Source organism: Ectopseudomonas toyotomiensis, from assembly GCF_900115695.1.
Taxonomy (GTDB): domain Bacteria; phylum Pseudomonadota; class Gammaproteobacteria; order Pseudomonadales; family Pseudomonadaceae; genus Aquipseudomonas; species Aquipseudomonas toyotomiensis.
Genome location: NZ_FOXK01000003.1, coordinates 344,315 through 369,085 on the forward strand (window position 1 = coordinate 344,315; position 24,771 = coordinate 369,085).

The 24,771-nt window shown below is 61.9% G+C and carries 15 protein-coding genes; 8 read left to right on the plus strand and 7 right to left on the minus strand.

Going from position 1 to position 24,771, the window contains the following annotated elements; translation table 11 throughout:
* Positions 1-332 precede the first annotated feature (332 nt).
* Complete coding sequence (locus tag BM186_RS07885; protein ID WP_074914393.1) at positions 333-9,245, plus strand: retention module-containing protein; 8,913 nt, start codon at positions 333-335, stop codon at positions 9,243-9,245.
* A gap of 152 nt (positions 9,246-9,397) precedes the next feature.
* On the plus strand, positions 9,398-9,739 hold the full coding sequence (locus BM186_RS07890) for a tryptophan synthase subunit beta (RefSeq protein WP_074675029.1): 342 nt from the start codon (positions 9,398-9,400) through the stop codon (positions 9,737-9,739).
* A 92-nt stretch (positions 9,740-9,831) separates the two neighbouring features.
* On the opposite strand, the gene lapD is transcribed toward BM186_RS07890, so the two are convergent.
* The 4 genes from lapD to BM186_RS07910 form a co-directional block, all read right to left on the minus strand.
* Complete coding sequence (lapD, locus tag BM186_RS07895) at positions 9,832-11,778, minus strand: cyclic di-GMP receptor LapD (RefSeq protein ID WP_074914395.1); 1,947 nt, start codon at positions 11,776-11,778, stop codon at positions 9,832-9,834.
* A gap of 12 nt (positions 11,779-11,790) precedes the next feature.
* Complete coding sequence (gene lapG, locus BM186_RS07900) at positions 11,791-12,471, minus strand: cysteine protease LapG (RefSeq protein WP_074914396.1); 681 nt, start codon at positions 12,469-12,471, stop codon at positions 11,791-11,793.
* A 186-nt stretch (positions 12,472-12,657) separates the two neighbouring features.
* Positions 12,658-13,056, minus strand: a complete 399-nt coding sequence (locus BM186_RS07905) for a YbaN family protein (RefSeq protein WP_072424676.1) — start codon at positions 13,054-13,056, stop codon at positions 12,658-12,660.
* A gap of 45 nt (positions 13,057-13,101) precedes the next feature.
* Entirely contained in the window at positions 13,102-13,686 is a 585-nt protein-coding gene (locus BM186_RS07910; RefSeq protein WP_072424677.1) for a UPF0149 family protein, read from the minus strand.
* Positions 13,687-13,857: 171 nt separating this feature from the next.
* Between BM186_RS07910 and recQ the strand changes: the two genes are divergently transcribed.
* From recQ to BM186_RS07930, 4 genes are all read left to right on the plus strand, one after another.
* Positions 13,858-15,990 (plus strand): DNA helicase RecQ, encoded by a 2,133-nt coding sequence (gene recQ / locus BM186_RS07915; RefSeq protein WP_074914399.1) that lies wholly within the window; start codon positions 13,858-13,860, stop codon positions 15,988-15,990.
* A 235-nt stretch (positions 15,991-16,225) separates the two neighbouring features.
* Positions 16,226-17,386, plus strand: a complete 1,161-nt coding sequence (locus tag BM186_RS07920) for a GGDEF domain-containing protein (RefSeq protein WP_074914401.1) — start codon at positions 16,226-16,228, stop codon at positions 17,384-17,386.
* A gap of 132 nt (positions 17,387-17,518) precedes the next feature.
* Positions 17,519-17,950, plus strand: a complete 432-nt coding sequence (locus tag BM186_RS07925) for a MarR family transcriptional regulator (protein ID WP_074914403.1) — start codon at positions 17,519-17,521, stop codon at positions 17,948-17,950.
* A 278-nt stretch (positions 17,951-18,228) separates the two neighbouring features.
* Positions 18,229-20,331 (plus strand): FimV/HubP family polar landmark protein, encoded by a 2,103-nt coding sequence (locus BM186_RS07930; RefSeq protein WP_455550111.1) that lies wholly within the window; start codon positions 18,229-18,231, stop codon positions 20,329-20,331.
* Between the two features lie 53 nt (positions 20,332-20,384).
* Here BM186_RS07930 and BM186_RS07935 read toward each other — a convergent pair whose 3' ends face one another.
* Positions 20,385-22,571, minus strand: coding sequence for a patatin-like phospholipase family protein (locus tag BM186_RS07935; protein ID WP_074914408.1), 2,187 nt, complete (start codon positions 22,569-22,571; stop codon positions 20,385-20,387).
* Positions 22,572-22,642: 71 nt separating this feature from the next.
* Here BM186_RS07935 and BM186_RS07940 point away from each other — a divergent pair, with 71 nt between their 5' ends.
* Both BM186_RS07940 and BM186_RS07945 read left to right on the plus strand, forming a co-directional pair.
* Complete coding sequence (locus BM186_RS07940; protein ID WP_074914411.1) at positions 22,643-22,927, plus strand: Rdx family protein; 285 nt, start codon at positions 22,643-22,645, stop codon at positions 22,925-22,927.
* A 114-nt stretch (positions 22,928-23,041) separates the two neighbouring features.
* The gene (locus BM186_RS07945) at positions 23,042-23,536 is read left to right on the plus strand and encodes a hypothetical protein (RefSeq protein ID WP_074914413.1); all 495 of its coding nucleotides are present in this window, start codon (positions 23,042-23,044) and stop codon (positions 23,534-23,536) included.
* Positions 23,537-23,572: 36 nt separating this feature from the next.
* Here BM186_RS07945 and BM186_RS07950 read toward each other — a convergent pair whose 3' ends face one another.
* The gene (locus BM186_RS07950; protein WP_074914417.1) at positions 23,573-24,424 is read right to left on the minus strand and encodes a DMT family transporter; all 852 of its coding nucleotides are present in this window, start codon (positions 24,422-24,424) and stop codon (positions 23,573-23,575) included.
* A complete protein-coding gene (locus tag BM186_RS07955; RefSeq protein WP_074914419.1) occupies positions 24,421-24,756 on the minus strand; it encodes a tRNA-binding protein in 336 nt (111 codons plus the stop codon). Before BM186_RS07955 ends, BM186_RS07950 begins: the two co-directional genes overlap by 4 nt.
* Between the last annotated feature and the right edge of the window lie 15 nt (positions 24,757-24,771).

A 24,771-nucleotide genomic window follows, 5' to 3' on the forward strand; every position in this document is an offset into this window, starting at 1 on the left:
AGATGTTTTTTTCACAACCCATATTCAGAAAAAATCTTATGAACTCTGCGAAAAGCAGCACATTGTTTGAACCTGTGAGCTGCGCAAGTCCTCATTTTCCGTGGGTTGCGCAGCTGAAATGGGTTGTCAGGCATCACAGGGCGGGGATTCATCTGATGGAGTAGTTCGACGCAGGTTGTAGTGACATTTTTTTGTCAGTAGCGTTTTTGGGATTTTGCGCCGTTCCATTTCAATCAGCTGTCTTGGGTTTCTCCTCGGCTTCGAAAAGGTGTTCTGACCCTTTCGGTAGGTACGTGTCGGCGGTGGTCGGCAGCCGTAGTGAGGATGGAATCATGGCTACTCTTATTGGTGTCGTCAGTCAGGTTGTCGGCGAAGTGTTCGCGGTAGCGAGCGACGGATCGCGCCGGCCGATCAGTGAAGGAGACCGGGTCTACGCGGGCGAGCAACTGGTAACCGGCGCCTCGGGCGCGGTGGCCGTTGCCATGACCAACGGCCAGCAACTGACGCTTGGGCGCGACAGCAGCATGACGCTCGACGCGCAGATGCTTGCTACCAGTCCTGACTCGCAGACTCCGACGGCCGATGCGCCGCCCCCCGTTCCCAGCGACAGCGACCTGACCGATGTCGAGCGACTGCAGGCGGCGATCGAGGCCGGCGTCGACCCGACTCTCGAAGGTGAAGCTACCGCCGCCGGACCGGGTGCGGGTGGTGGTGCGGGCGGCGTCGGTGGTGGCCACTCCTTCGTGCTGCTCGGCGAGGTCGGCGGCGCACTCGACCCAGTGATAGGTTTCCCTACCGAGGGGCTCAGCACCGGCCCCGAATTCCCCGATGGCGAGCCGATTGTCGATCCGGATGACGCAGTGGTACTTGAGGTCGACGGCACCCCTACCGGGGGCGAGGCTATCAATGCAGTCGATGAGGAGGGTTTGCCAGGCGGCATTGTCGGCGGTCCAAATGATCTTCCCGGTGAGGCTGCTTCGGTATTCGGTATTCTGGGCTACAGCTTTGGTCCCGACGGTCCGGGCGGTTTCACCTGGAGCACGGCTGGGCTGTCCGGGTTGGGAATGACTTCGGGGGGCGTACCGCTTAGCTACGAGGTAAGTCTGGATGGACTGACTTTGATGGCTTTCGCTGGTGATCAAGAGGTCTTCACACTCGAGATAACCGACCTGCTGGCCGGTACCTACACATTTGAACTGCTAGCCGCGTTGGATCACGAGCCGCCGCTGCCCGGAGGCAGCGATGAGAACGATCTTTTCTTTACCTTCACCTACACCATTACGGACGGCAACGGCACACCTGCGACCGGCAGCTTGAGCATTGTGATCGACGACGACAGTCCCGAACTGGCCGGTAGTGAAGGTCAGCGCCCAGTCGTCGGAGGCGTCGTGCATGAAGATGCTCTGGTTGGTATCGGCAATGCCGAGCCCGGCAACCTGCCTGCGCAAACCCATCAGCTGATTGGCGATCCGGGGGCTCTGGATGCGCTGGTCAACTTCGGGGCTGACGGGCGCGGTGGCTTCCAGCTGAGTACCAACCCTGAGGCATTGAGCGATCTGCAGGCATTGGCCCTGACGTCGGGTAAGGAGCCGTTGGTCTATTCGGTCGAGGTCTCGGACGACGGCAGCACGAGCACCCTGACAGCGACAGCGGGAGGTGTGCCGGTATTCACGCTGGTGGTGACCAGCGATGGTGGGTATGTCTTCACCTTGTCGGGGCCGATCGATCATCCACGCAAGGATGGAGATGACAGCGAGCTGTTGGGCGACAAGGATCTCGCGCTGGACTTCTCCAAGCTGCTGATCGCCACCGACTACGATGGTGATGCGGTGCCAGGCGGCTTCAACCCTGGCAGCTTCGTGATCGACGTGGAAGACGATGTGCCCGTGTTGGTGGAGGACGGAGTCAAACACTGCCTGACCATCACGTATCAGGGCGGTGATGCGTCATACCTCAACAGCTATGGCTATTACATCAAAGGCCCCGATGGTGAGCCGATTAGCGGTCAGATCATCTGGGGCGACACCAGCGGCCTGGCTGAAGGAGACTCGATCACCCTTCATGGCCTCGACCCGAGCCAGGTTGGTTTCTTCATCATTCCCAATGGGGGCTTGAACGGCGCCGCCAGCAACACCGAGGTAACCTTCCAGATCGTGGAGGGACAGTGGAAGGCCTTCATCGGCGATACAGAAATCAATGGGGCCGGTGGCGCTCACGTTCTGTTCAGTGACCCGACGCTGAATCCCGGCGGCAAGTCCCATGTTGACGACAATACCGCGCCGGGCAACCAGAACTGGGAGGATGTCAATGACGGCAACAGCGACAACGACTACAACGACGTCAATATCCAGGCCACCTGGACGGCCAAGACGCCGCCAGCTATCGGTGGCACGGTGCATGAAGACAAACTGACGGCACCCAATGTCGGTAATCAGGAGGGCGGGCAGACGCTGGTCATCAGCACTGCTGGCGGTGCTGGCACGCTGGCCTCGCTGGTCGCCTTCGGTGCCGATGGCCCTGGCAGCTTCGGCCTAGTAGAAAACGCCACGGTCACTTCGCAACTGAACGAGCAGGGGCTGACCTCCGGCGAAAAACCACTGGTCTACACGGTCAGCGAAAGCGTCGATGGCGACGGTAATCTGCTCAGCACCACGCTGACCGCTACGGCGGCCGCGGACGTTGGTAGCTATCCGGTATTCACCCTGGTGATCAATGTCGATGGCAGCTTCACCTTTACCCTGCAAGGGCCGATTGACCATCCACAGGCCGATGGCAACGACAGTGAGCTGTGGTCGAGCGATGGCCAGATTGGCATCGACTTCACCCATCTGCTGGCCATCACCGATGGTGACGGCGATCCGCTGAACATCCCCGAAGGTGTTGGCGGCCTGTTCGTGATCAATATCGAGGACGATGTGCCGACCCTGAGCCTCGGGGTCAATACTCAGGAACTGGCTCAGCTGGAAGTGGCACTGGACGAAACCCGTGGCAACCAGGATCGTTACGCCGCCAACGATAACCAGAGCCAGGGCTACGTGAACGACGACAATGGCGCGTTGGCCAAGGTCACCACTGAGCTTGCCGGTGGCCTGACCTCTCTGTTCACCGTCGGTGGGGCAGCCGGGGCTGATGGCGAGGCTTCGCTCAACGGTACGCTGAGCTTCTCCGGAGTGCCGCCCCAGGGGCTGGCCACCACCTTGTTGGCTACCAATGGTGGTGCCATCCGCCTATTCGTTGACCCGGCCAACAGCCAACTGATCAAGGGTGTCGATGCCTCTGGCGATACGGTCTTCACCATCGCCATCGTCACTGTCGATGGGCAGCCGCAACTGCAGACCACGCTGTTCGAAGCGATCCGTCATCCAGACAACGATCAGCGTTTCGACGAGGCGGTCGATCTGCTGATCAAACACCAGGGCTCGTTGCAACTGCAGTATCAGGTCACCCGTGTCGACGGTGATGGTGACGCGGTGACCCGTACCGCGAAGGTCGAGCTTGCCGGCGGCAATTCGTCCTACTTCTCCTTCCAGGACGATGGCCCGAAAATCGTCAAATTCGAGCTGGGCCACAGCGTCAAGCTATACGTCGACGAGTCAGTTGGCAAAGGTGGTTCCAGCCAGAACGAGCCCGGTCAGGCTGCGCCGAATGACGAGCAGGGCCACAGCAATGTGCTGGGTTACGCCCGGATCGACGGCGACAAGCTGTTCAAGCTGATCGCCGATGGTGGTTCGGATGGCCTGGACAGCGGTCGTACCCGCTTCTCCCTGAGCCTTGCCAGCAATGGCGTGGACTCCGGGCTGAATGCCACGGCCGGTGGTGACATTCTGCTGTACAAGGAGTCCGATGGCAGCATTCTGGGTAAGGCCAATGGCGTTACTGTGTTCAAGATCAGCGTCAATGCCGCTGACGGCAGCGTGACCCTGGTGCAATACAAGGCCATCGCGCATGGTGATACCGGCAACCATGACGAGCTGGCGCTGCTCAGGGATGGCGTGCTGAAACTGAACGTGACCGTCTATGACAAGGACGGCGACTCGCAGAGCGCCAGCCTGGATCTGGGCAAGATTGTCGGTTTCGAAGACGACGGCCCGAAAATCACCAAGTTCGAGCTGCGGCATGGCACCAAGCTGTACGTCGATGAATCGATGGGCACCACCGGTTCCAGCCAGAACGAGAATGGTCATGTCGCGCCGAACGATGAGCAAGGCCATGGTGATGTGCTCGGCTATGCCAGCATCGACGGCAAGGATCTGTTCAGGCTCACGGTGGATGCCGGTTCGGATGGCCAGGACACGTCGCGTACTCGTTTCGAGTTGAATCTGAGCCAGGACGGCGTCGACTCTGGGCTGGATGCTACAGCCGGTGGTGATATTCGCCTGTACAAGGATGCCGACGGCAACGTGCTGGGTGTGGCCAACGGCGTCACGGTATTCAAGGTCAGCGTCAATGCCGGCAGTGGCAGTGTGACTCTCGTGCAATACGAGGCCATCGCCCATGGCAATACCAGCAATCATGACGAGCTGGCGCTGATTCGCGCTGGTGTGCTGAAGCTCGGCGTGACCGTCTATGACAAGGATGGCGACTCTCACAGTGCCAGTCTGGATCTGGGCAAGGTAGTCGGCTTCGAGGACGATGGCCCCTCCGCGGGCATCACCAATGCCGCCTACGCGCTGGACGATGAAGGTTTGCCCAATGGCATCAACGGTGGTGAGGGCGATGTGACCGGGACGAACACCACGGTCTCTGGCACGCTAGTATTCGACGCCGGCTCCGATGGTCTGCGCGGCATCTCCCTGTCCGGGCCGAACGTATTGGGCACCGAAAACGTCACCTCGACCTGGAACGGCGACACCAAAACGCTGACCATCAGCAGTGCCGCGCGCGGCACGCTGGTGACCGTGGTGTTGACCGATCCGGCGCTCGGCAAGTACGAGCTGGAGCTGCATAAACCTCTGATGCATTCGGCTGGCCAGGATGAAAACGACATCAAGCTGCAGATCGGCTACACCGTGACCGACGGTGATGGTGATACCGCCGAGGGCAAGCTCGTGGTCAACATCGACGACGACACCCCGACCATCCAGGCCATGCAGCCGGGCTTCGAATCGCAGGCCACTTTCCTCGGCAGCGATGCCGGTTATCAAAACAGCTATGGCTATTACTCGCGAGATGCCGACGGCAATCCATCCGTGGGCAAGGTGATCTGGGCTGATGTGAAGGCGCAGGTGGCAGGCGCCACCTTCGATCTGGATGGGCTCGATCCGAGTGAGATCGGCTTCTTCATCATCCCCAATGGTGCAGCCAATGCTGCGCTGAGCAATGGTGCCGAGCTGACCTTCGAGCAGGATGTTGATGGCAACTGGCAGGCCCTGCTGGGCGGGGTACCACTGACTGGCGCTGGTGGTGCCAACGTGCTGTTCGACCGTGCCGAGTTCAACCCGGGCGGCTCGCATCTGCAAGACAACGCCGAACCGGGCAATCAGAACTGGGAGGATCTCACCGACGCTCCCGACTATGACTATAACGACGTCAACACCAACGTTACCTGGGGCATGCCGCTGCAGGTGGACGAGACCTATCTGGGCACGCCGGATGCAACGGTCAGTCGCAACTTCAGCTCGGCCTTCAACGCCGAATATGGTGCCGACGGTCCTGGTTCTCTGGTCTACGAACTGGTGATCAAGTCGCCGAATTCCGGGCTGGTCGATACCGAGAGCGATGAAGCGGTCAAGCTGGTGTTCAACGGCTCGGTGCTCGAAGGCCGTACCGAAACCGGTAACGAGCTGGTCTTCACCCTGAGCGTCGACACCGCAGGACTGGTGACTCTGACGCAGTTGAGGGCCGTGGTTCATCCCACCGCCCAGCCGGATGAACTGCATCTGCTGGGCAGTGACAAGATCGTACTGCAGGCCACCATCACCGATGCTGACGGCGATCAGGATTCGGCCAGTATCGACCTGGGTCAGGTGCTGGGCTTCCGTGACGACGCACCGATGGCGGTCAATGATGAAATTGCCGGTGAGGTCTCACGCACGGCAGTCGATCAGGTCGTCGGCCACATCGACGACCTCACCGGTAACGACGGCTTTGGCAACGATGGCAAGGCAAGTGTTTCGCCGGTGCAGATCATCGGCCAGGGCAGCCAGGGCGGTACGCTGGTCATCGATACCAGCGGCAATCTGGTCTACAGCGCTGGCAGTGGGGCCAGCGCCGGTACGGAGGTGTTCACCTATCAGATCACCGACGGCGATGGCGATGTTTCCACGGCCACCGTGACCCTCACGCTCGGTGGCAATGACCCGGTCGGTGGTCAGGCTTCCGGCAGCGTCGACGAGGATGGCTTGACCAATGGCTTGGCCGGAGGCCCCAACGATCTGGCTGGCGAAGCCACCACGGCCAGTGGGGCGCTCGGTTATCAGGTGGACAGCTTCGGTGGTTTCGCCTGGGATGCCAGTGGTCTTGGCAGCCTGTCTTCAGGCGGCTCGGATCTCAACTATCAGCTCAGTGCAGACGGCAAGACGTTGAGCGCGTTCGATGCCGGTGGCAATCCGGTCTTCACCCTCAGCCTGACCAACTCGGATACCGGGCAATACAGCTTCAAGCTGTTCAAGCCGCTCGACCATCCGGCACCAGACGTCGATGGAACGGCAGACGAGAACGACCTGAACCTGGCCTTCTCCTACAAGGTCTGGGACTCCGCTGCGCCTTCGGCTCCGGCCACGGGTAGCCTGATGATCACGGTGGATGACGACTCGCCGGCCGCGCCCGACGACATCGCCAAGTCTGCCAGCGAGCCGCAAGGCATCCAGACCAACCTGATGGTAGTGCTGGATCTGTCCGGCAGCATGGACGAAGCGCCGTCGGGTGTCAGCGGTTTCAGCAGCAAGCTGGCGCTGGCCAAGGATGCCGTGCAGCGTCTGATCGACAGCTACGACAACCTCGGTGACGTGATGGTGCGCATCGTAACCTTCGCCAGCAACGCGAGTGCTGTGGGCAATGTCTGGATGAGTGCCGTCGATGCCAAGGCCTGGCTCACCGACCTGGCCAACAACGCCGGCAACGGTTCGACCAACTATGACGATGCGCTGATCGAGGCGATGGATGCCTATGGCTCGTCCGGCAAGCTGACCGGCAGCGAGGTGCAGAACGTCTCCTACTTCCTCTCCGATGGTCAACCAACCCTGTCCAACGCCAACCCGGGCAGCAACAACAGTGGCAGCCAGTACAACCCGGAACTGGGCGATGGCATCGGTGCCGGCGAAGAGGCGGACTGGATCGCCTTCCTCACGGCCAAGGACATCAAGTCCTATGCCTTGGGTATGGGGCTGGGCAGTGACCTCGACAAGACCTTGCTCAACCCCATCGCTTATGACGGCAAGGCGGGCGTCAACACCGATGGCATCCTGGTCTCCAACCTCAACCAGCTCAACGACACCCTGCAGGGTACGGTGACGGGGACGGTGATCTCCGGCAACCTGATCAGCGAAGGCAGCAATGGCTTCGGTGCCGATGGTCCGGGTCTCCAGCCGATTGCCGCGATCAGCCATAACGGTGTGACTTACACCAGTGAGTCGGCTGCCTACGATGAGGCGAGCCATACGCTGACTTTCAACACGGCAGGCGGTGGCTCGTTCAGCGTCAACCTGGTCAGCGGGGCTTACACCTACATCTTCAATGACGATGTCGCCGAGGATGTGACGGATACCATCCGCTACACCCTGATCGATCGCGATGGCGATGCGGTGTCTGCCGACCTGAAGCTGACCATTACCGACAGCAGTGACGTCTATGCCTACGACAATTACAACCAGGCGATCGTCGGGCAGCAGTGGGTCGATGCGGATCCAACTACGACGACACTCGCTAATTTCAGTAGTGGCAATATGAATAACTCACAAGGCAGCCAGTGGGTCTTTGATAACACTGGATCAGTTAGTGGCGGCAGTGCCAATGTGGTGAGTGGCGATAGGTCGCCTGAAGCTAACCAATGGCACATAGCGGGTGACGTAAACCGCAGCAGTTCTTCCGGTACGCTGAGCTTTAAAGATTCGGATGGGGGCGGAGTCAGCAGCGCGTTGACGCCTACCTTCAGTGTTGCCTCTGGTAGCAGTGCCAAAATAACGTTCACCGTTACGTTGGTGAACGAATGGCTGGGCAACCAGTTCCAGGATGGCGACACTTTTACATGGAGTTTGGTCAATGATGTTAGCGGGGCGGTCTTAAAATCCGGCGCTACAACAAGTAGTGGCAGTACGACGATAGATGACGTTGCTGCAGGTACTTACCGTATTCGCTATACCCTAACTGACAAAACTGGTGGTTTTTGGTCCAGGCCTGCGGAGGTCCGGGTAGACAACATCACCCTGATCACCGTGGCTGCTGCCATGCTGGTCGACACGGCCACGGCGGTGGCGGGCAACGTGCTGACCGATGCCAACAACTACCTCTACAGCGACCATCCATGGGGTGCGGTGGATAGCAAGGGTAGCGAGGGGGCGACGCTCAGCGTGCTGGACAACGGCAGCTTCGTCGCCGTGGGCACCTCGAAAACCATCGACGGGCAGTGGGGTAGCCTGCTGTTGCACAGCGACGGCTCCTACACCTACACACCGGATCCCGACTACGCCAACCTGGGCAAGGAAGATGTCTTCACCTACCAGTTGACCCAGCCTGATGGCGACGTCAGCACGGCGCGTTTGGTGGTCGGTATCGGCTCCGGCGCTGCAGTGCAGCCCAATGTGGTGATGGGGCATGAGGCGCTCAACGACACCTTGCTGGGTAGCGAAGGCAGTGATGTGCTGCTGGGGTTGGGTGGCAACGATACGCTCCATGGGCTGGGTGGCAATGATCGTTTGGAGGGCGGTGATGGTAATGACACCCTGATCGGCGGCAAGGGCAACGACATCCTCATTGGCGGTGCCGGCAACGACACCTTCGTGTGGAACGCCGATGATCGCGGCGGCAACTACCACGATATCGTCAAGGACTTCGGCAATGGCGCGGACAAGCTGGATCTATCGCAGCTTTTGGTGGGTGTCAGCGATCCTGCCAGTGCCGACGTATTGACCCAATACCTGAGCTTCGACTTCGTCAGCGATCCGGGTAGTACGGTGATCAACATCGCCAGCGCCGGAGGTGGCGCGCCGGTGGATCAGACCATCACCCTGGAGAACACCATCCTCTCCGGTGGCAATACTGCAGATATCATCCAGGGCATGCTGGACCAGAATCAGTTGGTCGCCTGAGATGTGAGGGGAGGCCGTCAGCGCTGCGCTGGCGGCCTCTCAGGCAAAGGGAAATGCTTATCAGAGTTTCCTTAGTTGGAGCACTCAACTAGAGTAAGCCCGCTACCCGTTCCGAGTAGCGGGCTTTTTTATGGCGTTTGCTGGAGGCAGCGATGGTTTACGTACAGCGCGACGCGGCCGGGCGTTTGTTGCGAGTCGAACATGAACCCTTTGAGGGTATGACGGAAAACCTGGCTGTCGAGAGCGAGGAGCTACACAGCTGGCTTGAGGCCAGGGAAGAGGTCAAGGCGCGCCTGGACAGCCTGAAGCAGTCTGACCTGGAGCTGGTGCGCGTGCTGGAAGACGTGGTCAGCGTACTGGTGGAACGAGGTGTTATCCGCTACACCGACCTGCCCGAGGCCGCTCGGCAGAAGCTCGATCAGCGTGCCATCGCCCGTGCCGAAATCGAGGGGCTCAGCGGCCTGCTTGGCGACGACGAGCACGATCTGGTCTAGAACCACGCCGTTGTAGGAGCCGTACCCCGCGGCGAAGCGGTCGGTACGACAACCCGTAACCTTCAGAAACTAGCCCGGCGGGGCTCCCGCAGTTATTGGTTGCCCCAAGGCGCTGGTGCGCCGATCAGACGGCCCATGGCGCCGTGGATACCCAGTTCGGTCAGCACGGCGAGCTCCTCTTCGGTTTCCACCATCTCGGCGATCAGCGGCAGGTCGATGCTGTTGGTGGCGCGGAAGATCGCTTCGATGAACAGCCGCTTGTCGCTCTCCTGGTCGATGGCGCGGATGTAGGTGCCATCGATCTTCAGGTAGGCCAGGCCCAGGTGGGTGAGATTGCCAATCAGGCTGAAGCGACCACCAAAATGCTGCAGGCCCAGGTTGAAACCAGCCTCACGAATCGCCTGGCTCAGCGCTTCCAGGTCGGCGGGTGGCGGCAGGTGGCGTTCGTCGATTTCCAGCGTCAGCAGGTGCGCTACCTCCTTATGACTGTTGAGCGCATCGAGCAGGCGCGCTTTATCCTGGTCATTGCGCAGGGTCGCGGCAGACAGGCTCAGCGCCAGGGGGCGAGGGTGTTGCGCCAGGTGGGCGAGGCTGTGTTCGAGCATCGCCAGATCGAAGCGCGCGGCCCAGCCCAGGCGCTCGATCCAGGGTAGGAAGCGCCCGGCCGTGATGGCTTCACCGGCTGGATCGAGCAGGCGCGCGAGGACCTTGTGCTGCATGAACCTGCCCGTCGCGCATTCGGCTACAGGCTGGAAATACAACTGCAATTTGCCCTGGCTCAGCGCATCGTCGATCCAGCCGCGCCAGTCGTGCAGGCCCTGAGTGGTCTGGGTGGTGAAGTCGTCGAGGCGTTCCCAGCACCTGTCGGTATTGCTCTGTGCCTGAGCCAGTGCCTGATCGGCGCGACTCAGCACTGCCGCGCTCTGTTCGCCGGGACGAAAGGCGGCAATACCGATATGGGCAACGGGATCGCAGTCACTGGCACCGGTCTGCTTCAGGCTGTTCAGGGCTTCGCTGAGCTCGCTGGCCAGGCGCTCTGCGTCTTCGCCATTGAGGCCGGGCGCAAGCAGCGTGAACTCGCCGCCGCGGTTGCGCGATGCCAGCCATTGGCTGCGCCCTGGTAACGCCAGCAGTTGTTTGAGCTGATCGCCCAACGCGGCGATCAGCGCGTCGGTACGCTGGCCGCCGAGACGCTGGTTGAGACCGCCCAGGTCGTTCAGACGCAGCAGCAGCAGGTAGCCATCCGGATGCTGCTCGTTGATCACCAACTGATTGCTCAGGCGTATGTCGAACTGGCGGCGGTTGGCCAGGCCGGTGAGGCTGTCCTGATAGGCCTCCTCGCGCAGTTTCTCGCTGCGCGCGGCCTCTTCGGCGAACAGGGTCTTGAGCTTGTCGACCATCTGGTTCATTGCCAGCACCACCCGCTTGAGCTCTGGCGTGCGTGGCACACGGGGCAGGGTGAGAAATTCGCGGCGGCTGATGGCTTGCGCCTGCTGCACCATGTTGTCCAGCGGCCGCAGCTGGGTACGCAGCAGCCAGCCACCGAGCACGGCACTGACCAGGCCGCACAGCAGTAGCCAGAAAAGGCTGCCGAGGGCGCTGTCCCATAGTTTGGCCAGGGCGAACTGCGGATGGCTGAGCACCTCGACCCTTGCGGCCTGCTCCCAGCCGCGCATGATCAGCGCATCGCCACCCTGGGGCTGCAGATCAACCAGGTCGACGAACCAGCCGGGCACGTTCTCGGGCCTGATCTCGGTGCTGCGCTCGACGATCACGCTGTCGTCGGCGATGCGCACCACGCGGATGCTGGCGAAGTAGCCACTGTCGAAGATCGAGCTGACCATCAGCTCGATCATCGCCGGGTCGTCCACATGCGGCGTCATCGACAGCCCCAGCGCCGTGGCGGCGTCCTGGGCGTGCGAGCGCAGCTGGCTGATCAACTGTTCGCGTGAGCTCTCCACCCCGGCGATGAAACTGCCGGTGAAGGCCACCACCAGAAACAGGCAGATGGCGAGAAACAGCTGCTTTAGTAACGACATGGCTTTTTCCTCCTAGCCTTCGCCGATGGCGAAGCCCTCCGCGCGCATTTTTTTCAGGATGTCCTGCCAGCGAGAGAGCTTCTTGGTGTCGCTCTTGCGCGTGTTGGAGCCTGCGAGGTAGAGGCCTTCGGCATTGAAGGCGTACACCGGCAGCAGGTCCTTGCGTTGCGAGGCAGGGCGGATGTCGTTGATCAGGTTGTCCAGCACCAGCGGCTCGGCGGTGGGGCTGGCGTAGTAGGTCAGCACCATGTGCGCTTGGTTGTAGTTCAGCGCCTTGACGTAGGTGATGCGCAGCTTCTCGCTGGGGATGCCGAGGCGGCGCAGGGTGAAGTACTTGGCGATGGAGTAGTCCTCGCAATCGCCGGCGCCCTTGATCAGCATTTCCACGGGGGTGGCCCAGTAGTCGTTCTCGCGCCAGAGCTGAATGTCGTCGACGAAGCGGATTGTGCGGTTGAAGAAGCGATTGACCTCGTTGAGCTTGTCCGCCTCGTTCAGGCTGGTGCTGCTCTTGATCAACTCCTCCCAGTCGAGAATGCGTTTGCGTGCAGGGCCGAGGTTGCCGTAGCGGTTTTCCGCATTCTTCACGATCACGGCGAAGTCCCAATCGGCTACTGCCAGCGCGGCCAGCAGCCCGCCGCCAATCCACAGGATCAGCAGCCGCCACCGCCATCCCTGAACGCGCAGCCGTCGCATGGGGTCGTGGTCTCCAGGCTCGATTGGCAGAGTCTAGGTGAGGTGTCGGCTTTTTGCCGGCCGCTTCGTCAGGGCAAGAAGTCAGCGTCAAAAGCTTGTCGAGGAAGTGACTGTCTCACGTAGCCCGGATGCAATCCGGGGGAGTACCGCTGAGCTGTCGGATAGCATCCGGGCTGCGCAGAGCGCTCAGGGATTGGGCAGGGTCTTCTGTTTGAGAATATATAGGCTGACCAGCACCGCACTGCTGAGCATGAACACGCGCGCCCAGGGCATGGGCACCAGATAGCAGGAGAAGCTGATGCTGGCCCACATCAGCACCAGGGCGTAGACCTTACCCTTGAGCGGGATGCCCTGGCCTTCAAGGTAGTCGCGAATCCACGGTCCCAGGCGCGGGTGGGTGACCAGCCAGAGGTAGAAACGCCGTGAGCTGCGCACGAAACAGGCCGCCGCCAGGAGCAGGAATGGCGTGGTCGGCAGTACGGGCAGGAAGATACCGATGACCCCGAGTGCCACGCTCAACCAGCCGATGGTCAGCAGCAGGTAACGGACACTGCGATGGCGGCTTGGCTGGATGTCACGCGGCATGGGCGGGTCTTGGCGGCAGCCGGGGGCGTACCCCGGCTCATGGGGTCAGTGGCGAGGCTTGAGCAGTGCGGGTTTTTCTTCCGGAGCCTGGCACAGCAGGAAGAGGGCGGTCAGCAGCTCGGGAATCTGGTCGATCATGCTGTCCACCAGGTCGCGGTCGCGGGCGATCTCGGCGAACTCGGCCTGTTCGTCGAACAGACCCGAGCCGACCATGATCGGCAGCAGCAACTCGCTGACTTCGTCTTCGGCATCTTCGAACCAAACCGCTTCACGCAGGAACACGCCTTCCATGAAGCCGATGCACCAGCCGCGCAGGTCGGAGTCATCCGGTTCGTCACCGAGATCCAGATCGCACGGCAACTCGGGCTCTTCCTCGCCGGCCAACTGACGCGCGATGTGGGCCTTGAGATGGATCAGCGTGCTTTCGATCTCTTCGCGTTCGGCGTCGCTGCGGTAGTGCGGCGGCTCGGCGAACAGCGCATCGATCCACTCACGCTCCGGTACCTGATCCGGGCAGATGGCCAGGGCGGTCAGGTAGCCATGGGCGGCCACGTAGTCCAACGCCTCTTCGTGCAGCTCATCGGCATCGAGAAAGGCTTGCAGGCGGGACAGTTGCTCAGCGAAGGACATCGTGGAGTTACCTTGAGGCTTAGGGGATAAACGAGGATGGATTCTAGTTCACCGTCGCCTCTGCGACCAGCACGAGCGCTCTACTAACGGCGATTGAGCGGCTTCGGACGGGTAGGCGCCCTGTTGCCTGCGATCCTGCGGCATAATGCGCGGCTAGATTTGGAGGCCTTCATGCTCGACCACGCCATGCGCATTCTCAAAGACGTTTTCGGCTACGACGCCTTTCGCGGCAACCAGGCCGCGATCATCGAGCGCGTGGCCGGCGGCGGCGATGCCCTGGTGTTGATGCCTACCGGCGGCGGCAAGTCGCTGTGCTTTCAGGTGCCGGCACTGATGCGCGAGGGCCTGGCAGTGGTGGTTTCACCGTTGATCGCGCTGATGGACGATCAGGTGGCCACCCTCGACGAGTTGGGTGTGGCAGCCGTGGCGCTGAACTCCACCTTGAGCCCTGACGAGCAGCGCGAGATTGCCGATCGTATCCGTCGCGGGCAGATCAAGATGCTCTACCTGGCGCCCGAGCGTCTGGTGCAGCCGCGCATGCTGAGCTTCCTGCAGGGCCTGGACATTGCCCTGTTTGCCATCGACGAAGCGCACTGCGTCTCGCAATGGGGCCATGATTTCAGGCCTGAGTACCTGCAACTCGGCCAGCTTGCTGAGCTCTTTCCCAATGTGCCGCGCATCGCCCTGACCGCCACCGCGGATAAACGTACCCGTGAGGAAATCGTCCAGCGTCTGCACCTGGACAACGCCGAGCGCTTTCTGTCGAGCTTCGACCGGCCGAACATCTTCTATCGCATCCAGCCCAAGGATCAGCCGCGCAAGCAGCTGCTGGGTTTTCTCGCCGCGCGCAAGGGTGATGCCGGTATCGTCTACTGCCTGTCGCGCAAGAAGGTCGAGGAGGTCGCCGAGTTTCTCAGCAGCCAGGGCTTCCCGGCTCTGCCTTATCACGCCGGCTTGCCCAACGAGTTGCGTGCCTTCAATCAGAAGCGCTTTCTCAATGAGGAAGGCCTGATCATGGTGGCGACCATCGCCTTCGGCATGGGTATCGACAAGCCCAACGTGCGTTTCGTCTGTCACCTGGATCTGCCCAAGTCGCTGGAGGCCTACTACCAGGAGACCGGTCGCGCCGGTCGTGACGGACTGCCGGCCGATGCCTGGATGGCTTACGGCCTGCAGGATGTGATCTTCCTCAAGCAGATGCTCAACAATTCCGAAGGTGACGAGCGCCACAAGCGCATCGAGCAGCACAAGCTCGACGCCATGCTCGCCCTGTGCGAGGAGACACGCTGCCGCCGTCAGGCGCTGCTGGCCTACTTCGATGAAGAACTGCCCAACCCTTGTGGGCACTGCGACAACTGCATCGATGGTGTCGAGACCTGGGATGCCACCGAGCCGGCGCGCCAGGCGTTGTCGGCTGTCTATCGCAGTGGCCAGCGCTATGGCGTCGGCCATCTGGTGGATATTCTGCTGGGCCGTGACAACGAGAAGATTCGCGCCGCTGGTCATCAGCATCTGGCGGTGTTCGGTGTGGGCAAGGGTTTTTCCGAGGTCGAGTGGCGCACCCTGTTCCGCCAGTTGGTCGCGCGCGGCCTGGCCGATGTCGATCTGGATGGCTTCGGCGGTCTGCGTCTGAGTGAGACCTGCAGGCCGCTGCTGCGTGGTGAGGTCAGCCTGCAATTGCGCCGTGAACCCAAGCCGGCGCAGGCGGCCAAGGCCTCCAGCAGCGCCGCCAGCCAGTTGGTGCGTGGCCATGAACGGGAAATGTGGGAGGCGCTGCGCAGCCTACGCCGTAAGCTGGCCGAGGAACACAGCGTACCGCCTTATGTGATCTTCCCCGATGCCACGCTGCTGGAGATGCTGCGTAGCCAGCCCAGCTCGCTGAGCGAGATGGCCGAGGTCAGCGGCGTTGGCGCGCGCAAGCTGGAGCGCTATGGCCAGGCTTTTCTGGAAGTGCTCAATGGCAGCGGCGCGGATGACACGCCGGCTCCGGTGGCCGATCTGCGTCACGAGTTGGTCAGCCTGGCCCGCGCCGGCATGACGCCCGCACAGATCGCCGGCCAGCTTAACTGCAGCGAAAAGAACGTTTACAGCCTGCTGGCCGAGGCCATCGCCCAGCAGCAACTGACCCTGGAACAGGCGCTGGATCTTCCTGAGGAACTGCTGGGCGAGATTCAGGAAACCTTCCTCGACGGCGAGGGCGAGCTGCCGGCCGTGAGTGAGGTGGCGCCACTGTTCGCCGGTCGCGTCGACGAGGCCGTGCTCTACTGCGTGCGTGCGGCGCTGCAGGCCGAGTTCGAGATCTAAGCGCCCTCGGTGAAACTCGGTCGCCTGATTCTGGCGGCATTTCGCGCACAGGGCTAACAGGCCGTTGAAAAACGTAGGCGAGGTAGCCAGTGCAAGGCAAAAAGCAGGCGAAAAAGCGGAGTTTACGAGTTGTAAATGAGCATTTTGAGCCTGTTTTTAACGCAGCAATGGCAACGCAGGTAGTTTTTCACCGGTCTGCTAAGGTGTGGGCAGGCCGCCAGATAACGAGGTGAGGGTGCCTAACTATCACGCCTGGCCAGACGAAGTTCGTTCGAGCCCCTATGCCGACCAGTTGAGCCTGGGCTTTCGGCGATTGCGTTTTTCCCGCGCTCTCGAGCGTGAATATCGTGCGCACATGCTCGAGGACGGCTTCGAGCTCAAACGTATCGCGCTCTGCGTGGCCACGGTCATCTGGCTGGCCCTGACTGCGCTCGACATGTTGGTGGTGCCTGCATCACACCTGGGCTGGGTGATCGCCGTGCGCCTGGTGGTGCTGGTCATCCTGCTGGTTTGCGCGACCCTGATCCTGCGGCGTCGCCACAGCCATCTGCTGTTACCGCTGAGCATGACCTGCATCCTCGCGCTCGGTGTGGGGGCAGCGATGATTGTCGGTATCGCCCATCGCGCCGATCCCGGCTACCCCTACGAAGGTCTGTTGCTGGTGAGCATGGCGGCGTACTTTCTGGTCGGCCTGCGCTTGAGCGAGGCCCTTGCCTGTTCCCTGGTGATTTTGCTCGCCTATGTGCTGGCGGAATTGGCCGCAGGGCTGCCTGCTCCGAGGTTGATCAACAACCTGTTGTTCCTGGTCTTCGGCAATCTTATCGGCGCTGTTGGTTGCTACCTTCTGGAATACAAATCACGCGAGCATTTTCTGATCAGCCACCTGATGCAGCTGCTTGCCTACCACGACAGCCTGACCGGGCTGCATAACCGTCGTAGCTTCAATCGGCAGTTCGAGCGCCTGTGGCGCCAGGCGCAGCGTGACGGCATATCGATTGCGTTGCTGCTCTGTGACATCGACCATTTCAAGGCCTACAACGACTGCTACGGTCACCAGGCTGGCGACGCGGCTTTGCAGCGTGTCGGCGCACTGATCGAGCAGGCGGCGCGGCGACCACTGGATATGGGCGTACGGCTTGGCGGTGAGGAGTTCGCGTTGCTGTTGTTCGACATCAGTGCCGATGAAGCCAGGCAACGCGCCGAGGCCCTGCGCCATTCGCTGGAGGAGGCGGGCATCGCCCACCGCGGCTCCGATAGTGCCGATGTGCTGACGATGTCCATCGGCGTCGCCTGCCTGAGTCCGGATAGTCAGCCTGAATTGAGCCAGCTCTACGAGCAGGCTGACAGAGCGCTATACGAGGCCAAGGCTTTCGGACGTAACAGGGTGGCAGCCTGAGTTGCAGTCGGTGCGCAACGAGTCGGTCGCATTCTGCAACGCTCATGGCGCAATCTGCGCTTGCCCTGCGCATCGGGTTATGGCTAGCTGGCTAATAATTAGTTTTTGACCTTTGTATGAGTCCGCTTGCCCATGTCTTACCCCGATCAACATCGCTTTGCCATGCAGGTTGCCCAGCTATCCCGTGCCTGGCGTTCCGAACTCGATAGACGCCTGGTAGGGCTGGGCCTGTCCCAGGCTCGCTGGCTGGTGCTGCTGCACCTGGCGCGCTTCAGCGAAATGCCGACCCAGCGTGAATTGGCGCAAAGCATCGGCGTAGAAGGGCCGACGCTGGCGCGTCTACTCGACAGTCTCGAAAGCCAGGGGCTGGTTACTCGCGTGGCGGTACCCGAAGACCGCCGTGCCAAGAAGATTGCGCTGCAGCCGGATGCGCAGCCTCTGATCGAGAAGATCGAAGCGATTTCCACCCAACTGCGCCATGAAGTCTTCGCCGGCATCGACGAGGATGATCTGCGTCGCTGTCAGCAGGTGCACGCTCGAGTGCTCGGCAACCTGATGAAGTGAACCGCCTGAACTGTCAAAAATCCGATCATTTTTTGATCGGATTTTTTCTGTGCCTAATTTTTGACTGATTCAGCTTGATGGCACTGTGCTTTCGTCGGCAAACTGGCGTCCAAGCCGCTACTTTGTGAATTAGTAGCCATAATGCAATTCGAGACGGCCTCGACAAGGACCTTGTCACCTGTTCTCGGAACTATCAAGGGCGCCAGCCTCCCGGCCAAGGGAAGCTCAGACAGGAAGTCGAGGAGGTGGCGTTCGAGCCGGATAACCCTGGAGGTCACATGGCTCGGGTGCGTCAATTAATGTTGGGTCTGGCGTCGGGGTCTGCCCTCTATTCGGGAATGGCACCGGCGCTTGGTTTAGGTGAGATCACGCTACATTCGGCGCTGAATCAGCCTTTCGAGGCCGAGATCGAGCTGCTGGAGGTGGGTGATCTGGGCGCGCAGGATCTGCGTGTCGGTCTGGCGCCCGCCGAGGTGTTCAGTCGTTCGGGCGTCGAGCGCTTCTACTTTCTCAACGATCTGCGTTTCACCCCGCTTCTGCAGGGTTCACGTAGCGTGATCCGCGTGGTGTCGAACCGTCCGGTGCGTGAGCCATACCTGAACTTCATCGTCGAAGTGGCGCGTCCCAATGGCCAACTTCTGCGTGAGTACACCGTGCTGCTGGATCCTCCCGGCTCTTCGGCTTATTCCGCCGTGGCTGCGCCAAGCGCTACGGCGCCTTCGCAACCCTCTACTCGCGCCGCGGCATCGCTCTCGCCGGTCAGCACGGTCACGCCACCGAGGGCATCGGCTGGGCACCGTCATCAGGTCAGCCGTGGCGACAGCCTCTGGTCCATCGCCGCGCGCCTGCGTGAGCAGGGCAGTACGCTATCTCAGCAGGCGCTGATGGAGGGCATTCTTGCCCTCAACCCGAATGCCTTTGCTGGCGGTGATCCAGGTCGTCTACAGGCTGGCGCCGACCTGCTGCTGCCGGATGCCGCCCGTGCGGAGGCTGTCCAGCCGACCGCTGCTCCGGTCGCTGCCGAGGCCGCACCTGCGCTCGCTGAAAATACTGCCGAAGGGCCCGTGAGCGCGCCTCTGGCTGCCCTGGAGCCAGCACCGCAGCCAACCGAAAGCCTGGAGCTGCTGGCCGAGAGGCAGCGCCAGGTCGATCTGGAGCTGGCCAACCAGGCTGCGGAAAATCTGCAGCTGCAACAAGGCTTGGCGCAACTGCAATTGCAACTGCAGCAGTTGCAGGAGCAATTGGCGCAGAAGGATGCTCAGTTGGCTGAGCTGACTACGCGTACGCCCGCCGAGCCGGTCGCCCAGCCCATTACCGCCGCGCCGGTCAGTGTCGAGGAGCCCGCGGCAGCAGAGCGCGGCTGGTGGTCGACACTGTTTGCCGGTGGTATTGGGCTTCTGCTGTTGCTCGGTGCGCTTTTCTGGGCCGGGCGGCGGCGTGGCGAGAAAGCCAGGCCGGTGGTGCAGGTACAACCTAAGGCGCAGCCACCTCAGCAACCGCCTCGTCCCCAACTCGCGGCGGTTGCCGCTGCCGTTGGCGCCGCTCCGGTGGCCAAGGCAGTACCAGCGCCGGCTCCAGTGCGTGCGCAAGGGCCGGTCGACCCGCTCGAGGCTGCCAATGTCTACATTGCCTACGGTCGCGTCAGCGAGGCGCGTGGTGAGTTGAGCAAGGCGCTGGCTCAGGACCCGCAGCGCAACGATCTGCGCTTCCGTCTATTGGAAGTTCTGGCGCTGTTGGGTGACGGGGCGGGCTTCGCGCGTGAGGAGGCCGTGCTGCGCGCCGAGGCGTTCGACGCCGCACGCATCGATGCCTTGAAGGCGCGTCATCCTGATCTGCGGGTGACTCAGCAGGTACCGACCGAGGCTGTCGCTGCGCCGCAGCCTGCGGCAGCACCTGCGACCGAGCCTGATTTTCAGCTCAACCTCGACGACCTGTCGCTGGATGCCGACTGGGATCTGGTCAGCCCGTTCCCTGCAACTGCCAAGGCCAAGGCCAAACCCAAGGCCGCTGCTGAGCCGGAGTTCGATGCGTCGTTCGCCAGCAATCTGCAGGAGCTGCCTGAGGTGTTCGAACTGCATCATGAAGACGAGCAGTTGAGCGCCTTCGGTGAGATGGAAATGGTGCTTAGTGATGAGGTGCCGGCGCTGGATGACAACTTCCTCGACGCTTTCGCCGGTGATGCCGATGCCACCGCTGCTCTGCAGGGCGACATCGACCACCTGGCGGGCAATCCGGAGCACATGGCCCAACTCAACCAGGCGCTGGCCTATATCAAACAGGGCGATATCGCCACCGCCTGCGACATCCTCAACGAGGTGATCGACCACGGGGATGACGAGCAGAGGAAGGCCGCGCGCCAGTTACTGGCGGAAATCGCCTGACCGCCTCTGCTGCTGCATCTGACGAGGCCGCGCATATGCGCGGCCTCGTCGTTTCAGAAGCTCTTGCCCAGGTTCAGGTACAGCGCCTTTTCCCGCTCGTCGTTGAAGCCGTAGCTGAAGTTCAGCGGGCCCAGCGGCGTATCCAGACCAAGGAAGATGCTGGCTGCGTTGATGTAGCCGCTGTCGAAGGCATTGTCGTTGTTCCAGGCGCGGCCGCGCTCCAGCGACAGGCCCAGGTATAGCGGGAAGTTCAGCGGCAGCATCGAGGTTTGCGTCATGCGCCGGTAGTAGATCATCCGCGCCAGCGCCATGTTCTGGCCGCTCAGCGAGTCCTGGCGAAAGCCCGACAGCTCCTGGGCGCCACCGAGAATGAAGCCCGAGGTGACCACTTCCGCCTCATCCAGGGTGCGTCCGTAGCGCCCACCGAACAGCCAGGTGTTGGGGCCGTGGCTGTAGGCCTTGTCCAGCTTCAGCTGCCATTGCCGATATGCCTCGTCCGAACCCAGCCCGCGGTCATACTTGCGCAGCATCAGGCCGATGTCCTCGCCGGTACGCGGGAAGTCGAGGTTGTCCAGGGTGTCGAAGGAGTACAGCAGCTCGTAATACCCCTCGCTGAAACTGAAGCTGGGCAGATCGCGCTCGCCTACGCGGACATCCGCCTCGCCCCAGGCCTGAGCGATGCCGAAACGAATCTCGCCGTTGTTGGCAATCTGCCGGCCCAGATTGAGGCCATAGCCGTAACGCTCCAGGCGGTATTCGGCGATGGGATCGTTGTCCAGGATCGCTTCGACGTTCTGTGCCTCGCCGAACAGGTAGGGCGCGACGAAGTAGCGCGAGCCGGCGTCCAGCGGTTGATAGAACTCGCTATAGAGCTCCTGACGGTCACCCAGCTGCAGGCGTGTCAGCCATTCGGCGCCGAGCTCGTTGATGCCGTTGACGCGGTAACTGGCGCCGATGTTGAAAGCGCTGTCGCCACGCATGTCATCGGACAGGTTCAACCCCAGACGCAGGTAGTCGGTGCCGGTGCGTTTGCCGCGGGCATCGATCACCAGTGCACTGCCGCGCTCGTCCAGTGGCTCTACCCGGTATTGCACGCGCTCGAAGTAGTCCAAGCCGTAAAGGGTGCCCATGTCTTTCTGCAGGCGATCCATGTCCAGTGGCTCGCCAAGCGGTTGGCGAATATGCCGGCGAATCACCGCATCGCCGACTTTCGAGTCGTTTTCCACCTGGATCTCGCGGATCACCGGTGTGCGCTGTTCGCGCGAGCGCGCCATGGCCAGTGCCGGATTGCCGGCGCTGCTGGTACGCAAACGAGCCAGGCGCTCGGCCTGAATCTGCGTGGCGCGATAACCGGCGTCGATCATCTGTTCGCCACGATTGAAGTCGGCGACGCCGAAGCCGGCCAGTGGCGGCTGGATCAATACGTCGTCCGCCTCCAGCGTTTCGAGTTGAGCCTCGGAGTTCTTGCGCATCATCAGGTTGATCGACTGGTTCATCACGTCGACCACGGTGAGCAGCTCTTTGGCCGGTTTCAGTGGCATACCCAGGTCGACGACGATGACGTGATCGACACCCATCTGCCGTGCGACGTCGATTGGCACGTTGTTGACCATGCCGCCGTCGACCAGCAGGCGGCCATCTACTTCCACCGGGGCGAACACCGCCGGGATCGACATACTGGCGCGCATCACCTGCGGCAGGTGGCCGCTGCTCATGATCACCTGTTCACCCGTGACCACATCGGTGGCCACGGCGCGATAGGGGATCGGCAGATGATCGAAATCGCGGGTGGCGCTGCGATGCACCAGCAGGCTTTCCAGCAGCAGCGCCAGGTTCTGGCCCTGGATCACGCCCAGCGGCAGGCCAAGGCTGCCGTCGTCGCGAAAACTGAGTTTCTGTTTGATCAGAAAATCACGGTCGTCCTGCTTGCGGCGAAAGGGGATGTCCTCGCGTGGCGGTGAGTCGGACAGCGCCTGTTGCCAGTCCAGTTCCAGCGCCAGGCGCTCAAGCTCCGCCACCGAATAGCCGGCGGCATAGAGCCCGCCGACGATGGCGCCCATGCTGGTGCCGGCGATGGCGTCGATGCGAATACCTTGTTCCTCCAGGGCCTTGAGCACACCAATGTGTGCCAGGCCGCGAGCGGCGCCGCCCGACAGCACCAGACCGACACGTTCGGCAGCGACGACGGGCAGGCTGGACAGGGCGAACAGGCAGAGCAGCGAAAAGAGCAGGCGGCGCATGGTGGATTCCGGCAGGAGCAGAGACAAAGGCCGTTATTATAGGCATCAAGCCCCACAGTAGAGCCGCTGCCATGCCCGATCAGAAGCCCGAAATCGTCATCACCTATTGCACCCAGTGTCAGTGGCTGCTGCGCGCCGCGTGGCTGGCTCAGGAACTGCTGAGTACCTTTGCCGACGAGCTCGGCCGGGTCAGCCTGGAGCCGGGCACCGGCGGCGTGTTCCGCATCCTCTGCGATGGCAAGCAGATCTGGGAACGCAAGGCCGATGGTGGTTTCCCAGAGGCCAAGGTGCTCAAGCAGCGAGTGCGCGATCTGATCGCCCCGACCCGCGACCTGGGCCATAACGACCGCCCTTGATCGGATACGTATCAGAAGCTTTACCCCCTCTTTACACAGGGCTTACCCCGCTCCTGCGAGTGCGCACGAATAATTTGCCTTGAGCCGCTATGGCCATTCTGTGAGAGGTGAAGTATGTCGCTGCAACGCTCCGTGATCCTGGCATTGATGAGTCTGGTGCTTTCTGCCCAGGCGCTGGCAGGCCCGCCTGGTCCTGGTGGGTCTGCTCCGGGTGGCCCTGGTTGGGGTAAGTGGGGCCCCGGTCCCGGCGGTCATCGCCATGGTTTGCCGGAGGGCGCTCGTGAGCTATGGATCGGCAGTGCGCTGTACTTTGTCGCAGCAGGCACCTACTACCAGTGGAACGTCAATGCCCAGCGCTATGAGGTCGTCACACCGCCGCCAGTCATACAGGGCAATAGTATCGCCAGCTATGAAGTGATCGCCTATCCAGCCAGCGGACAGAGTGTCGAGCAACAGGGGCGTGATCGATATGAGTGCCACGGCTGGGCCGTGGGACAGAGCGGTTTCGACCCTGCCACCACAACCCGTCCAGTAGGTGCCGACTCCACCGAGCGTTATCGCCGGGCGTTGAGCGCCTGTCTGACGGGGCGTGGTTACAGCGTCAACTGATCAGCAGGGCTGCGCTGCAGCAAGGCGTTCCGGGCGTCAGCGCGCCATCCGCGCCGAAACGAAGATCGCGCTGACGATCAGCACGCCTCCGGCCAGCATGCGCAGCGTCGGCTGCTCGCTGAACAGCCACCAGGCGAACAGAATCCCGTAGACCGGCTCCAGAGCGAAGATCACTGCCGTAGTGCGCGCCTTGAGCACGCGCAGGCTGGCGACGAACAGGCTGTGCGCCAGGCCTGTGCAGAAGATGCCGAGCATGGCCAGCCACAGCCAGTCCACCGCGTGCACACTGGGCAGCAGCGGCCAGGCCAGCGGCAGGAAGCACAGCAGTACCGTGATGTTCTGGTACAGCGCGGCCTTTACCGGGTCGAGGCCACGGGTGCTGGCGCGATTGAGCAGCGACAGCAGGGCGAAGAGAAAGCCCGACAACACCGCCCACAGCAATCCGACTGTGGCGTCACTGTTCAGGCTGAACTCGGGCGTGACCAGGATCAGCCCCACGCATACCACGCCGACCATGGCGAACTCGCCGGGGCGGGTGCGCTCGCGAAACAGCAGGCCCTCCAGCAGTACGGTGAAGGCTGGGAAGCTGGCGAAGCCGAGGGTGGCGATGGCCACGCCGGAGACCTTCACCGCCTCGAAGAAGGTGACCCAGTGCGTGCCCAGTAGCAGGCCGCCGAGTGCCAGCAGAGCCATCTGCCGCAGGCTCGGACGAACTGCATTGCGGCTGCGCCAGAGCACCGCAGCCAGGCCCAGGGCGAGCACGGCGAAGAACGCGCGGCCGCCTGCAATCATGTTCGGCGTGGTCGCCGCGAGTTTGCCGAAGATGCCTGACAGGCCGAACAGCAGGGCACCCAGGTGAATCGCCAGCAGGGCGTTACGTTCCGTCATGCCAGGCGCGCACCGTTGGGCAATGGCTGGTCGAAACCGGCGAGGACGACGCGGTTGTCGCTGTCATAGACACCGGTGACCAGCACTTCCGAGCGCACCCCGGCGATGCGCTTGGGGGCGAAATTACACACGCACAGCACCTGGCGACCAATCAGCTCGCCACAGCTGTAGTGCGCGGTGATCTGCGCGCTGGAGGTCTTGATGCCCCGTTCGCCGAGATCCACATCCAGCACGTAGGCCGGCTTCACTGCCTTGTCATTGGGACGAGCGCTGCGAATGGTGCCGACGCGCAGCTCCACTTTCTCGAAATCCTGCCATTCGATGGTTTGCATGGGGTACTCCTCGAT

Coding starts and splice junctions, on each gene's coding strand:
- BM186_RS07950 (WP_074914417.1), bottom strand. CDS start 24,424: ATGACGGAACGTAACGCCCTGCTGGCGATTCACCTGGGTGCCCTGCTG.
- BM186_RS07885 (WP_074914393.1), top strand. CDS start 333: ATGGCTACTCTTATTGGTGTCGTCAGTCAGGTTGTCGGCGAAGTGTTC.
- BM186_RS07910 (WP_072424677.1), bottom strand. CDS start 13,686: ATGTCCTTCGCTGAGCAACTGTCCCGCCTGCAAGCCTTTCTCGATGCC.
- BM186_RS07945 (WP_074914413.1), top strand. CDS start 23,042: ATGTCGCTGCAACGCTCCGTGATCCTGGCATTGATGAGTCTGGTGCTT.
- BM186_RS07905 (WP_072424676.1), bottom strand. CDS start 13,056: ATGCCGCGTGACATCCAGCCAAGCCGCCATCGCAGTGTCCGTTACCTG.
- BM186_RS07940 (WP_074914411.1), top strand. CDS start 22,643: ATGCCCGATCAGAAGCCCGAAATCGTCATCACCTATTGCACCCAGTGT.
- recQ (WP_074914399.1), top strand. CDS start 13,858: ATGCTCGACCACGCCATGCGCATTCTCAAAGACGTTTTCGGCTACGAC.
- BM186_RS07890 (WP_074675029.1), top strand. CDS start 9,398: ATGGTTTACGTACAGCGCGACGCGGCCGGGCGTTTGTTGCGAGTCGAA.
- BM186_RS07925 (WP_074914403.1), top strand. CDS start 17,519: ATGTCTTACCCCGATCAACATCGCTTTGCCATGCAGGTTGCCCAGCTA.
- BM186_RS07955 (WP_074914419.1), bottom strand. CDS start 24,756: ATGCAAACCATCGAATGGCAGGATTTCGAGAAAGTGGAGCTGCGCGTC.
- lapD (WP_074914395.1), bottom strand. CDS start 11,778: ATGTCGTTACTAAAGCAGCTGTTTCTCGCCATCTGCCTGTTTCTGGTG.
- BM186_RS07930 (WP_455550111.1), top strand. CDS start 18,229: ATGGCTCGGGTGCGTCAATTAATGTTGGGTCTGGCGTCGGGGTCTGCC.
- lapG (WP_074914396.1), bottom strand. CDS start 12,471: ATGCGACGGCTGCGCGTTCAGGGATGGCGGTGGCGGCTGCTGATCCTG.
- BM186_RS07935 (WP_074914408.1), bottom strand. CDS start 22,571: ATGCGCCGCCTGCTCTTTTCGCTGCTCTGCCTGTTCGCCCTGTCCAGC.